The organism is Exiguobacterium sp. s75 (assembly GCF_018617145.1).
Taxonomy (GTDB): domain Bacteria; phylum Bacillota; class Bacilli; order Exiguobacteriales; family Exiguobacteriaceae; genus Exiguobacterium; species Exiguobacterium profundum.
Map to the genome: position 1 here is coordinate 657,965 of NZ_JACSJQ010000001.1, position 11,987 is coordinate 669,951.

Annotated in this window: 14 protein-coding genes; 12 read left to right on the plus strand and 2 right to left on the minus strand. The window is 46.6% G+C overall.

The annotated features are described in order from the left end of the window. Position 1: 1 nt before the first annotated feature. Both KNO68_RS03390 and KNO68_RS03395 read left to right on the plus strand, forming a co-directional pair. Positions 2-1,132 carry a mandelate racemase/muconate lactonizing enzyme family protein gene (locus tag KNO68_RS03390; RefSeq protein ID WP_215112038.1) on the plus strand — a complete coding sequence of 377 codons (1,131 nt, stop codon included), beginning with the start codon at positions 2-4 and terminating at the stop codon, positions 1,130-1,132. Further along, complete coding sequence (locus tag KNO68_RS03395; protein ID WP_078146810.1) at positions 1,119-1,790, plus strand: hypothetical protein; 672 nt, start codon at positions 1,119-1,121, stop codon at positions 1,788-1,790. Before KNO68_RS03390 ends, KNO68_RS03395 begins: the two co-directional genes overlap by 14 nt. Before the next feature lie 31 nt (positions 1,791-1,821). On the opposite strand, the gene KNO68_RS03400 is transcribed toward KNO68_RS03395, so the two are convergent. Then, positions 1,822-2,571: a GDSL-type esterase/lipase family protein gene (locus tag KNO68_RS03400; RefSeq protein WP_078146811.1), complete on the minus strand. Its 750-nt coding sequence runs from the start codon at positions 2,569-2,571 to the stop codon at positions 1,822-1,824. Positions 2,572-2,689: 118 nt separating this feature from the next. On the opposite strand from KNO68_RS03400, the gene KNO68_RS03405 reads away from it, so the two are divergent. From KNO68_RS03405 to hfq, 9 genes are all read left to right on the plus strand, one after another. Beyond that, on the plus strand, positions 2,690-3,610 hold the full coding sequence (locus KNO68_RS03405; RefSeq protein WP_078146812.1) for an ABC transporter ATP-binding protein: 921 nt from the start codon (positions 2,690-2,692) through the stop codon (positions 3,608-3,610). Further along, positions 3,603-4,601: an ABC transporter permease gene (locus tag KNO68_RS03410; RefSeq protein WP_078146813.1), complete on the plus strand. Its 999-nt coding sequence runs from the start codon at positions 3,603-3,605 to the stop codon at positions 4,599-4,601. Before KNO68_RS03405 ends, KNO68_RS03410 begins: the two co-directional genes overlap by 8 nt. A 175-nt stretch (positions 4,602-4,776) precedes the next feature. Then, the gene (locus KNO68_RS03415) at positions 4,777-6,306 is read left to right on the plus strand and encodes a M4 family metallopeptidase (RefSeq protein WP_214684387.1); all 1,530 of its coding nucleotides are present in this window, start codon (positions 4,777-4,779) and stop codon (positions 6,304-6,306) included. Between the two features lie 95 nt (positions 6,307-6,401). Next, positions 6,402-7,262 (plus strand): PPK2 family polyphosphate kinase, encoded by an 861-nt coding sequence (locus tag KNO68_RS03420; protein ID WP_215112039.1) that lies wholly within the window; start codon positions 6,402-6,404, stop codon positions 7,260-7,262. 104 nt (positions 7,263-7,366) lie between these two features. Beyond that, positions 7,367-7,966 (plus strand): AmiS/UreI family transporter, encoded by a 600-nt coding sequence (locus tag KNO68_RS03425; protein ID WP_240499815.1) that lies wholly within the window; start codon positions 7,367-7,369, stop codon positions 7,964-7,966. A gap of 158 nt (positions 7,967-8,124) precedes the next feature. After that, positions 8,125-8,361, plus strand: coding sequence for a hypothetical protein (locus KNO68_RS14935; RefSeq protein ID WP_251029734.1), 237 nt, complete (start codon positions 8,125-8,127; stop codon positions 8,359-8,361). Positions 8,362-8,366: 5 nt separating this feature from the next. Further along, positions 8,367-8,603: a hypothetical protein gene (locus KNO68_RS14940; RefSeq protein ID WP_251024834.1), complete on the plus strand. Its 237-nt coding sequence runs from the start codon at positions 8,367-8,369 to the stop codon at positions 8,601-8,603. Positions 8,604-8,884: 281 nt separating this feature from the next. Further along, entirely contained in the window at positions 8,885-9,820 is a 936-nt protein-coding gene (miaA, locus tag KNO68_RS03435) for a tRNA (adenosine(37)-N6)-dimethylallyltransferase MiaA (protein WP_078146817.1), read from the plus strand. Positions 9,821-9,847: 27 nt separating this feature from the next. Then, on the plus strand, positions 9,848-10,096 hold the full coding sequence (gene hfq, locus KNO68_RS03440) for an RNA chaperone Hfq (protein ID WP_012726185.1): 249 nt from the start codon (positions 9,848-9,850) through the stop codon (positions 10,094-10,096). Between the two features lie 38 nt (positions 10,097-10,134). On the opposite strand, the gene KNO68_RS03445 is transcribed toward hfq, so the two are convergent. Beyond that, positions 10,135-10,647 (minus strand): hypothetical protein, encoded by a 513-nt coding sequence (locus tag KNO68_RS03445; protein WP_012726186.1) that lies wholly within the window; start codon positions 10,645-10,647, stop codon positions 10,135-10,137. A gap of 155 nt (positions 10,648-10,802) precedes the next feature. Between KNO68_RS03445 and KNO68_RS03450 the strand changes: the two genes are divergently transcribed. Then, positions 10,803-11,981, plus strand: a complete 1,179-nt coding sequence (locus KNO68_RS03450) for an HD domain-containing protein (RefSeq protein WP_215112040.1) — start codon at positions 10,803-10,805, stop codon at positions 11,979-11,981. Positions 11,982-11,987: the final 6 nt, after the last annotated feature.

Here is an 11,987-nt window from a genome sequence, read left to right on the forward strand (position 1 = left end):
CATGAATATTCAAAAAATAGAAATTTTCTCGGTTCGCTTTCCATTAAAGGTACCATTCATCGTCAGTTATCACCGTTATGATGATATGCCTTCTGTCATCGTCAAAATGACAACCGCATGTGGACTTGTCGGTTATGGAGAAGCCGTGGCGGATGAGCATGTGACGGGTGAGTCCGCTGAGAGCACGGTCAGTGTACTCCGTCATCTATTGGCTCCGCTCTTAATCGGAAAAAATCCGATGCACCTAGAGCATATTCATGACGAGATGGACCGTGCGATTCGTGGTGTTCCGGCTGCCAAAGCAGCACTTGACATCGCGTGTCATGATGTGATCGGGAAAAAGCTGAATCAACCAATCTACGAATGGATTGGCGGTCGGTACCATGAGTCATTCCCAGTCACGCACGTCTTGAGTATCGGAGAGCCGAACCATATGGCACAAGAGGCACTCGAACAAATGAAACGAGGTTATACGGCAGTGAAGATGAAGGTCGGAGTCGATGTGCAAACGGACGTGGCGCGTGTCAAGGTGGTACGGGAAGCGGTAGGAAATGACGTGCCGATTCGAGTCGACGTTAACCAGGGATGGATCAACGCGGCCAATACGGTTCAAGCCATGCGTCTACTCGAACCGTATGGCATCGATTGGGTCGAACAACCGGTCAAGGCGGATGATTTTGAAGGCATGCTCGAAGTGAAACAAAAAATCTCCGTCCCGCTCATGATGGATGAAGGGTTGAAAGATATTCACGATATGAGACGCTTGACGATGATGCAGGCAGCCCATAAAGCGAACATCAAGCTGATGAAGTGCGGTGGCATCTATCCAGCGAAGAAGTTGGTCCATATGGCGGAGATGTCCGGAATCGAATGCCAGATTGGTTCTATGGTCGAATCCTCCATTGCATCGAGTGCAGGATTCCATGTCGCTTTCTCGAGTAAAATCGTGAAGACGGTCGAGTTGACGGGTCCGCTCCGGTTCGGGAAAGATGTTGGAAACTTATCATATGATTTACCAATCATCTCGCTGAACGATCGTCCGGGACTCGGTATTGACGTCGATGAGGACGTGTTACGTGAATTGACGACGGAATCTTACGTGGTTGGAGATGAGTCGCATGTGGCAAGGTGAGATCAAAGACCTTTCACTTCATGTATGCGTCCTAGGCTTGTCCGATTTACCGGAACTGTTAACCGTTCAAGATACGGTCATTCAGGCGTTGGCTGAACCGGAGCACTATCAATCGTTATCGGTTGAAGAGTTCACGAAACTGTTGACGGATCAGACGTTGATTGGGGCAAAATCAGATGGTCGGATTATCGCGTTCCGAGCGATGCTCATCCCACCGATTGATGCGGAGCATCTAGGGCGAGATATCGGATGGCCGGAGGATTCGCTTGAACGTGTCCTGTATCAGGAAGTGACGAACGTCCATCCAGACTTCCGTGGATATGGACTACAGACACATTTGGGCAAACTACTAATGAAACAAGTTGAATCGGATAACCGTTTCGATGTCGTCTGTGCGACTGTCGCACCGTTCAATATTCCAAGCATGAAAGACAAGTTCACGCTTGGACTCCGAATCGGGGCGTTGAAAGAAAAGTATGGCGGGAAACTCCGCTATATCTTTTACAAAGAGATGCATCGTTCGTGGCATCCCACATCAGTTGCGCAAGATGTACCGATGGAAAATCGTGGGCGACAAGTTGAGTTGCTTCAAGCCGGTTGGGTCGGGACGGGCATGATGAAACAAGGGGAACAGTGGATTGTTCGATATGAGAAGTAAAAAATCCTCGTCAAGCTGACGAGGATTTTGTTTATTCGAGAACGAAGAGTACATCATTCGCGAATTTCTCATACGTACGGTCACTCGGGTGGAACTGATCGGTCGCTAAATCTCTTGATAAGTCAGAGATGTAGGCGAACGGGTCGATCACATCGATATTCTGCGCATTCGCCAATTGTTTCGCTGATGCGTTCCAATCGAGGATGAGCTGATTGAATGCTTGTCCATTCTCATCATTTTGAAACGGATTGTATAGACCGATATACACGATGGTTGCCGAATCGTTGAGTGAACGAATTTCAGTGAAAATCGTTTCTAAATTCGTCTTCGCATCCGTGACCACTTGTTGAATATCGACGGATTCGAAGTTATCGACGTTTTCCCCACGGTTGAACAAATCGTTTCCACCGATGGTCAACGTGATATATCGTGCGTTCTCAATCGTTCGACGCACTTCAGGTTGCTCGAGTTGTGTGAGTAAATCTTCTGTTCGTGCCCCAGACACGGCAAGGTTTTGCGTACGTACGCCTTCTTCTTCAAGAGCAGTGCTGACAGGCTGTACATATCCTGCGCCTGATGTTGACCCGACACCGCGTGTCAACGAATCGCCTAATGCGACGTAGACGTCTCCTTGTGGTTCAGGGCGTTCGTCTTCGGAGACGGAAAGTGTTCGCTCCGGCGGATTGACAATATCCTGATAGCCGATCCATAGACCATATAAGGCGATTCCCGTTAAAAGAACGGCGCCACTTAAAAATGCATACCATTTCGACTGTTTCATGGGCTGACCTCGCTTTCTATATGAACATCATATCAAAAATGTGTGGATGTGCCCTATGTGAATGTTCGAATAGGACAGATTCACTTTTGTCCGATAGAATAAGGAAAGAGGTGAGACAATGGAACCGACGTTAAAGCTACATCAACTTACAAAAGTGATTGGAAAAAAGACGATTATCGATAACATTTCGTTAGACGTCTACCCGGGTGAGGTCTTCGGATTTTTAGGACCGAACGGCGCCGGGAAGACGACGACGATTCGAATGATTGTTGGCTTGATCAAACCGACGAAAGGAAATGTATCGATTTGTGGGTATCGTGTCGACAAACAATTTGTCCAAGCGATGAGTCAAATCGGCGCAATCGTCGAGAATCCAGAGCTGTATAAGTTTTTATCCGGACGTGAGAACTTAGAAGCGTTCGCACGCATGTTACCTGGAGTCGATGATAAGCGAATCCAAGAAGTCATTGACCTCGTCGATTTGACCGCTCGAATCGATGATAAAGTGAAGACGTACTCTCTCGGGATGCGACAGCGACTCGGGATTGCCCAGGCGCTATTAAACAATCCACGGGTGCTCATCTTGGATGAGCCGACGAACGGGCTCGATCCGATGGGGATTCGAGATTTACGACTTTTCATTCGTCGACTCGTTGAAGAAACGGGACTGAGTGTTCTCGTATCGAGTCATATCCTGGCCGAGATTGAACTACTAGCGGACCGAGTCGCCATCATGTCGCGAGGAAAGATTGTCAAGGTGGGGACGGTCCATGCTTTGATTGAAGAACTCGCGTCAACGGTCGACTTACATGTAACGAATAGCTTCGAAGTATTACCGATCGTTCAAGGGTACGAAGGAATCGACCAAGCGGACGTGGTGGACGAGCGAACGATTCGTATTTCCATGAACGTGGAAGAGACGGCGAAGTTGAATCGATATTTGATGGAAAGAGATGTCGAGGTGTTCGGACTCGAGCGCCGAGTCCAAACGTTAGAGGACCTCTTTATCACGTTGACAGGCGGTGATCACATTGCCTAATCCATCGATGCTCGGTCTCATTCGTAATGAAGTGCTCAAGATTCATCGGAAACGCAGATTGATGGTCGTCTCCATCATCCTGATCGTGCTTGTTTCGATGTTCACGTATGCGAACTATCGTCAAATCGAGAAACAACGCGAAGAACAAGGAACGACTGATTGGCGTGTCGATCTCCAGCAAGAGATCATCGATACACAAAACCGACTCGCCTCCGCGAACGTCCAAGACGAGTTTCGGCAGATTCTTGAGTTCCAAGTCCAACAGAATCAGTATTATCTTGATAATGATATCAATCCGAATTATCCGGGAGCTCCGACGTTTATGCGTGTCTTCTTCTCCCAAGGGACTACGCTTGTCCTACCGCTGTTCATTATTGTATTGATGGCAGATATCGTGAGCGGAGAACATAACGATGGAACGATTAAGACGTTGTTATCGCGACCGGTCCGGCGATATAAGATCTTACTCGCCAAATGGCTGACGACGCTCCTTTATACATCGATCTTAATATTTGTGACCGCCGTCGTCAGTTACGCCATATCCGGCATCGTTCTCGGCTGGGACGGATGGAATGCTCCGATTTTGACCGGTTTCCAAGCTTCGCCGACCGGAACCTTCTCGACCGACTTTGTGCATACGTTGCCGATGTGGGAGTACTTGCTTATGTCGATGGGGCTTTCATGGCTCGTGGTGGCTGCGGTCGGGACAATCTCTCTCATGATTTCTGTTTTGGTGAAAAATACGGCGACTGGAATCGGAATCATGATGGCTGTCCTCATCTCAGGGCCACTCTTGACATCGCTTGGCTCAAACTGGGATAGCTCGAAATACCTGGTGAACGTCAACTTCGGTCTTCATACCTATTTGGAAGGACAGGCTCCCCCAATCGATGGGATGACGTTACCGTTTTCGCTCCTCGTCATTCTCATTTGGTCGATGGCCGCCTTGGCGTATGCGTTTTACCACTTTACCCAAAAAGATGTGTATTAATGATTCGTGCTCCTTTCCTAAGGAGCACGAATTTTTTTTGGATAAAATTAGGTCGTAAATAGAATGAATGGTTCTAAATACTCAATATTATGAATTATCAAAATAATTAAAAAGATGGATACAGCCTTTGTGGGAAAGTGTGTAAAGTAAGAATCATCACAAAGGAGGTAAACACATGAAAAAAGTTGTTTCTACATCATTAATCGCAGGCGTATTGCTCGTACCGCAATTGGTCGGTGCGGCAGAATTGAAGTCAGGCACTCTGACGAAACCATCAGAAAGTGCACCGACAACGATTGTAAAAGAGTACGTCAAATCAAAAGGTGAGTTCAAGACGATCGAGTCGAAATCAGACAAAGTCGGGAAAGTGGTTAAGCTCCAACAGACAGTTGATGGCGTGCCAGTATTCGGTGGTGTGGTAGTCGGTGTCGTAGATGAAGCGGGTCAATTGAAGACAGTCGTGGATGATGCGAAATCGGTCAAGAACCTACATAAGTCGATCAAGTTAACTGAAAAGAAAGCCATCGCGAGTTACAAAAAGCTTGTCGGACATAAAGGGGCCTACGAGCTCGAACCGGAAGCGGAATTGATTGTTTATCCAAAAGGTGAGAAGTCGGTTTATGCATATCAAGTGACCGGAACAATCCTTGAAGCGGAAGAGCCGTCACGTTGGACATACTTCATCGATGCTGGAACGGGTGAGGTACTTAATAAATTTGACCAGTTAGCTCATGCAAGACCGACGAAAGGTGTGACAGGTACGACATATACGGGAACGGGAATCGATGTTCTCGGCTACAGCCAAACGTTCAAGACAACGAAGAGCGGATCTTACTATTATCTCCAAGATTCAACGCGTGGAAAGGGAATCTATACGTACGATGCGAAAAACCGTACGACACTCCCAGGTTCGCTATGGGCTGACGTGGATAACGTCTTGAACACGACTTATGACCGTGCCGCTGTCTCTGCACACGTCAACGCGACAAAGACATATGATTTCTACAAAAACACTTACGGACGGAACAGCTATGACAACGCCGGAGCTGCATTGAACTCAACGGTTCACTACAGCCGTAGCTACAACAATGCGTTCTGGGACGGAAGTAAGATGGTATACGGAGACGGAGACGGTCAAACGTTCACGTATCTTTCAGGTGCACTTGACGTAGTCGCTCACGAATTGACTCACGCGGTCACGGAATACACGGCAGGACTGATCTATCAAAACGAGTCTGGGGCGATCAATGAAGCAGTATCGGATATCCTAGGTACAGTGGCGGAATATAGCGTCGGCACTAACTTCGACTGGTTGGTAGGAGAAGACATCTACACACCAGGTGTAGCAGGCGACGGACTTCGTTCGATGGCGAACCCGGCTGCATACGGTGACCCAGATCACTACTCAAAACGTTACACAGGCACACAAGATAATGGTGGGGTTCACATCAACTCAGGTATCGTCAACAAAGCGGCATACCTCTTAGGTAACGGTGGATCGCACTACGGCGTATCGGTACAAGGTGTGGGAGTCATGGCGATGGGGGATATCTACTACCGTGCCCTCAATGTTTACTTGACACCAACGTCTAACTTCTCAAGCCTTCGTCAAGCGGTCGTACAATCTGCGAAAGACCTTTACGGTGCGACAAGTCCGCAAGCGGTATCAGCTGCGAAATCATTTGACGCTGTCGGAATCTACTAAGTTCTCAACATCTCTTCCGAAATTTTCGGAAGGGATTTTCTTATGCAGTTTTTGGGTAAATCAAGGTTGAACGTCGAGCGAAAAGGAGAACGAGTATGAACACGAAGGAATTTATTGTGTCACCGAACAGCAAGATTCAATTAGATGATATTCCAACGACTGTTTCAGACAAACCGGAGGATGACACCTTGACGACTGAACTCATTCCGAACAGTGTCGAGCGATTGAAAGAACTACATTGGCGATTATATGCCGAGAGTAAGAAAGGGATTATCGTCGTCTTGCAGGCGCTTGATGCGGGTGGAAAAGATGAGGCGATCAGCTATATCTTTTCAAATTTGAACGCCCAAGGACTGAAGACGAATGCGTTTCAAAAACCTTCCGATACGGAGAAAAAGCACGACTATCTGTGGCGAATGCATGATTTGTTACCAGAAAGAGGACAGGTCGGAATTTTAAACCGATCCCATTACGAAGAGGTCATTGCGCCTCGTGTCCATGATTTGTTGGGGGACGAAGTACTTCCGGAGGAAATGGACCAGGAAGAGGTCTGGCAGATGCGATATCGTCAAATCAACGATTATGAACGCTATTTACAGGAAAACGGATTCGAAGTCATCAAGTTCTTTTTCAATGTATCTAAAGATAAACAACGAGACCGTTTGCTTGAACGATTAAAGGATCCGAAAAAGAATTGGGAATTCTCCTTCAGTGACATCGAAGAGCGGCAGCATTGGGAAGAATATCAAGGAATCTTTGCCGAGATGTTGTCGCACACATCAACGGAAGTCTCACCCTGGTATGTGTTGCCGGCAGATGATGAGTGGTATAGTCGTTTTATTATTTCGTCAGTCATGATTGAAGTTCTTGAACGGATTGATCCACAGTATCCGACTTTCACGGATGAGGAACAAGAGCGAATTGACGAGGCCATCCAAACCCTTGAGAACGAGTAAGGCGTGGCGTTCTCGTGAACACTTAAAAATCCCCTTGCACTGAAAGCGAATTCAAGCTAAAGTGATACAGTAGATTAAAGGTCAGACATCTGTACAAAGGGGTAATGAGTGTGGGTAATGTAAGTTTACTATTCGGTGGCGTCGCACTGTTTTTAAATAGTCTCGTTCTTCTCGGGAAAGTGGATAGCAAGAGCGCAGGATTTTTTAGTTTGTTTACGGGACTCTTACAAACGTTTATCGCCACATGGTTATTGATTGGGGCGAGTCCAGAAGAGCAATTCGGTCTTGCGAGTATCTATCTATTTGCGTTCACTTATTTATATGTAGGGGTGACGTTTATTTTGAATTTAGACGGACGTGGCGTTGGCTGGTTCTCATTATTCGTTTCGATTGCAGCTGCTTTTTATGGCGCAATGGCGATTGCAGAAAGTGATCCGATGGGGGCATTGACGTGGTTCTTCTGGTCATTCCTTTGGGCGTTGTTCTTCTTTGGAATGGGACTCGGGAAACCGAACGAGACCATCACAGCACGTGTCGCCCTCGTATTATCATGGTTGACGCTGATTGTCCCGGCGATGGTTGGGATGGCTGGACTGATGAACGGATGGTATGACATGGTTTGGTGGGCGGCGAGCGGTACGGCAATCCTGTACTTCATCGTTTCTGTCAAACGTACGAAACAGACGATTGAAATTGCTTCATGATGAATTGAAAATGATTCGAGGTCATCGAGCGCGATCAAGTCGTGCCTGACGACCTTTTTTTATTGAACGATGAAAGATCGATATATACTATACTTAGAAAAATGAAAATGAAAGATACGGTACGAATGTCGTTAATTTCAAAAAGTGGGGTTGAGTTGATGATTGCACTTGAAACGTTTAAAAGTAGACTCGTCAATAATCAGATTGAAATACAAAATGAAGAGGGATATGTAGACACGTTACACTTTCTATTCAGTGAGCCTGCGATGGAAGTTGAAATTAAGCGATTGAAGCAAATAATCCCAATCGACATTATTCACTTCTTGAAGACCCATAACGGCGCTGACCTGTTTGTTCACCCGACATACGGTGGAGGAATCCGACTTTTAGTGTAGATGAAATGATCGAGTATCGGGAAATATGGGAGTGTCCTGAACAATTCATTCCCGTCGGAGCCGGGAGAGATGGGGAATGGATTGTTTGCGAGGTCGTCAATGAACATGAAAACTACATTTGGGTTGGAGAATTTTTGACTTACACAGATGACACCGAAAAACTTCCGATGGATTATACACGCTGGTTCGACTATTTGATTGTCGCCCAAGGCGCTCATTTTTGGGATTGGTTCAGAGGTTAATAGATGACGATTGAATATTTGTTTTGAATGATGATGATGATGGAATGCGCACTTTTTGTTGAGTGTGCTTTTTTACAGTTGCTTTTGTGTCTAAAATGTGAAAAGTGGGAATGAGGAAGCTAAAGGAGGCGAAAGCAGATGAGTGATGGTCTCGTGTTATTACTCGGATTACTTTTATGTGGTTGGATGCTGTTTGCCGTCGTATTTGATGATAGAATAAAAAGAAGAATTTGATGGCCCGTCTCGCGAGGAGACGGGTTTTTAATTGAGGAGTGAGAAGTATGAAAAAAACACCTGTCGTCGTCATCGTCGGTCCGACCGCTGTTGGCAAAACGAAGACGGGCATCGAACTCGCAAAAGCGTTCGACGGCGAGATCGTCTCGGGTGACTCGGTTCAAGTATACCGGGGCATGGACATCGGTTCAGCAAAAGTGACGAAAGAAGAGGCCGAAGGGATCCCGCATCATTTGATCGATATTTGTGACCCGGATGATGCCATGAGTGTCGCAGCTTTTCAACAGTTGGCTCGTGCCGCCATCGATGATATTTATGCCCGTGGCAAATTACCGATTATTGTCGGAGGAACAGGATTATACATTCGCTCGATTTTATATGACTATGAATTCGTGGAGCGACCTGTGGATGAGGCGTTGCGGGCTGATCTCGAACGGTTGGCAGAAGTCGAAGGACGTGAGGCGTTACATCAAAGATTAGTTCAACTTGACCCAGAGCGTGCGGCTACGATTCACCCGAATAATGTCCGTCGCGTCGTGCGGGCGCTCGAGGTAGCGATGCAAGGGGATACACAGACGACGGACAGTGCGCCATCCGAACATTATGATTATCGATTGTTCGTCCTCCACGCAGATCGTGAGATATTATACGACCGAATCAATCAACGCGTCGATGCGATGATGGAAGCAGGACTGGTCGAGGAAGTCGAACGACTTTTGGCACAAGGATATCGTGAGACGCAGGCGATGCGAGCCATCGGGTATAAAGAAGTGATTCCATTCATCGATGGAAACATCTCGAAAGAGAAAGCGACAGATTTGCTTAAGCAGCACACAAGACAGTTCGCAAAACGGCAATTAACTTGGTTCCGTCATCAATTTGATGGAATTTGGGTGGATATGGGTCGAAAATCATTTGAACTATCATATAAAAATATTTATGATGATGTAGAGGGGTTTTTTCGAAAATTCCGATTATTTTAAAGAGATAAAGACTAGGGGGAATCCAGCATGAAAGCGAGCTACAACATCCAAGACCATTTTTTGAATCAACTTCGAAAAGAAATGGTACCAACGACCGTATTTTTAGTGAGCGGGTTTCAAATTCGAGGTGTCATCAAGTCATTTGATAACTTTACCGTCATCGTCGAGTCAGAAGGTCGTCAACAATTGATCTATAAACATGCGATTTCGACATTCTCTCCGGCACGTAACGTGACGTTATATGAGCCGGATGCAGTTGAAGTAACAGAAGGATGAGCATAAGAAAAGGAGCGGCCCGGGGACCGCTCCTTTTCTTATGCTGTTTTTGTCGTTCCCGGTTGTTTAATTGCCTCAAGAACGCGTTGGATGGCGCATCCACCGAGGAGTGAATCCATTTGACCACAAATCTGAGTCGGCGTCGAACGGTGTAACAATGTGTATGTCCGCTTCCAAGCGCGCTCTGCCGATTGAATTCGGACGAGAAGATCGGCGTGGCTCAGTTCTTTTAGCTTATCAATATTGAGTCGGTTCGTTCGAGCGAACGCAGACAAGATGACTGCTTTCGCTAGCGGTGTCTGAAGTGGGTAACCAGAAAGCTCAAGCGCCGCCATGGCCCCTTTCATCTCATGTTCGACAATTTTGTCGAGTGATGCATCTTTAGCATAAGGATTACCGGACAGATGCGTGAGTGACTGTTCTAAGTCCTGCATGCCCACCGGACAAGTTGACGCTTGTAGAATATGTTCAATGGATTGTTGTTCTTGTGCATAACGTGTCGCTTCCCCCGAGGCGATGAAACGCTCATACGTATCGATTAATGAAATCATTCTCGTTTCCCCCTTTATCGAACTACTTTTATCGTATCAATAATCGTAAGCGCTTTCAATATAATGATGGCAAAATCGAGACCCTACTAGAAAGTATGTTCGCCTAATGAGCGGAAACACGATACAATGTCAGAAGATGCGAGGAGGGAATGATTATGAACTATTATCAACAAATTGATCCAGTCATCGGTTCATCAATGAACCGTGATCGATTTCAAATACCGCAAATAGAAAAATCAAAGGACCGTTTAGACCAGTTAGCCGATGGGACCCCTGTCCAAACAAAAGCGCTCGTCAGTACAGTCGAGGTTAGAGAAGGAAAGAATGGTGCGAAATGGCTTCAACTAAGTATCACGACGGCGAACGGGATGATGCGTGCCAAACATTGGCTACGTGGAAATGAGAGTGAACTACTTCCAATCTATGAATCGGGTGTCATCGAATTGTCCGGGAAAATCGATGTCTATCCAAAACCGGATGGCGCCAAATCGATTACGATTGACCGCGTCCATCCTATCTCAAAAGATGAGGCAATCTCGTTATTACCAGGCTTGCCAGGGGATGAGACGATGGAGCAGTTTGCGGATGAATTGTTCAGTTTGATTGATACGTTGTCACCGACCTATCAACAGATCGCCTGCGGCCTCCTTGATTTCGTTTGGGATGATTTCGTACTATCGCCAGCGGCACTCTACCACCATCATAACTATGCGGGAGGTCTATTGAAGCATACCGTGTGTATGCTTCGTCTCGGCTATCGGATTCAAGAGCAAGATGACTATTTGGCGATGGTGTTTCGTGTTATCAAAGAAGCGGAGCAGTTGCACAAAGTCGACCTTTGGAATACGATGAACGGTGTTAAAATCGAACAGGCATATAAAGGAACGTTTGAATCGCTGTATGCCGCCTGTGAAGCGATGGCCGAGCGGAAAGAACCGTTGAATTGGGATGAACTCGCACTTGGAATCCTCTTCCACGACATCGGAAAAATATATGAATACAGTCATCTGTTATCTAGTCCGAATCGTTTTGAGAAGTTATCTTCTGTTGAGGGCACAAGTGAAACGACCGGCATCTCCATCAACCCGATGGGCACACTAATCGGGCATATGCCATACGGTGGGCTATTGTTTGAAGAAACGTTACGCCAGACGTCGACGCGACTGCCATTGGATGTCCACCATCGAATCTGGCACATGATTTTATCACATCATGGGAAACGTGAGTGGGGATCGAGTGTCCTCCCGATGACGACGGAGGCTTGGATGCTTCACTTGATTGATTTATTGGATGCGCGTTATGAGAAATGGGCTCGCGCGCACGAAGATTTGTAAGAAAAG

Excerpts from the sequence above, each read along its gene's own strand:
- KNO68_RS03390 (WP_215112038.1), top strand. The coding sequence starts at position 2 with ATGAATATTCAAAAAATAGAAATTTTCTCGGTTCGCTTTCCATTAAAG.
- KNO68_RS03395 (WP_078146810.1), top strand. The coding sequence starts at position 1,119 with ATGTGGCAAGGTGAGATCAAAGACCTTTCACTTCATGTATGCGTCCTA.
- KNO68_RS03400 (WP_078146811.1), bottom strand. The coding sequence starts at position 2,571 with ATGAAACAGTCGAAATGGTATGCATTTTTAAGTGGCGCCGTTCTTTTA.
- KNO68_RS03405 (WP_078146812.1), top strand. The coding sequence starts at position 2,690 with ATGGAACCGACGTTAAAGCTACATCAACTTACAAAAGTGATTGGAAAA.
- KNO68_RS03415 (WP_214684387.1), top strand. The coding sequence starts at position 4,777 with ATGAAAAAAGTTGTTTCTACATCATTAATCGCAGGCGTATTGCTCGTA.
- KNO68_RS03420 (WP_215112039.1), top strand. The coding sequence starts at position 6,402 with ATGAACACGAAGGAATTTATTGTGTCACCGAACAGCAAGATTCAATTA.
- KNO68_RS03425 (WP_240499815.1), top strand. The coding sequence starts at position 7,367 with ATGAGTGTGGGTAATGTAAGTTTACTATTCGGTGGCGTCGCACTGTTT.
- KNO68_RS14935 (WP_251029734.1), top strand. The coding sequence starts at position 8,125 with ATGATTGCACTTGAAACGTTTAAAAGTAGACTCGTCAATAATCAGATT.
- KNO68_RS14940 (WP_251024834.1), top strand. The coding sequence starts at position 8,367 with ATGATCGAGTATCGGGAAATATGGGAGTGTCCTGAACAATTCATTCCC.
- miaA (WP_078146817.1), top strand. The coding sequence starts at position 8,885 with ATGAAAAAAACACCTGTCGTCGTCATCGTCGGTCCGACCGCTGTTGGC.
- hfq (WP_012726185.1), top strand. The coding sequence starts at position 9,848 with ATGAAAGCGAGCTACAACATCCAAGACCATTTTTTGAATCAACTTCGA.
- KNO68_RS03445 (WP_012726186.1), bottom strand. The coding sequence starts at position 10,647 with ATGATTTCATTAATCGATACGTATGAGCGTTTCATCGCCTCGGGGGAA.
- KNO68_RS03450 (WP_215112040.1), top strand. The coding sequence starts at position 10,803 with ATGAACTATTATCAACAAATTGATCCAGTCATCGGTTCATCAATGAAC.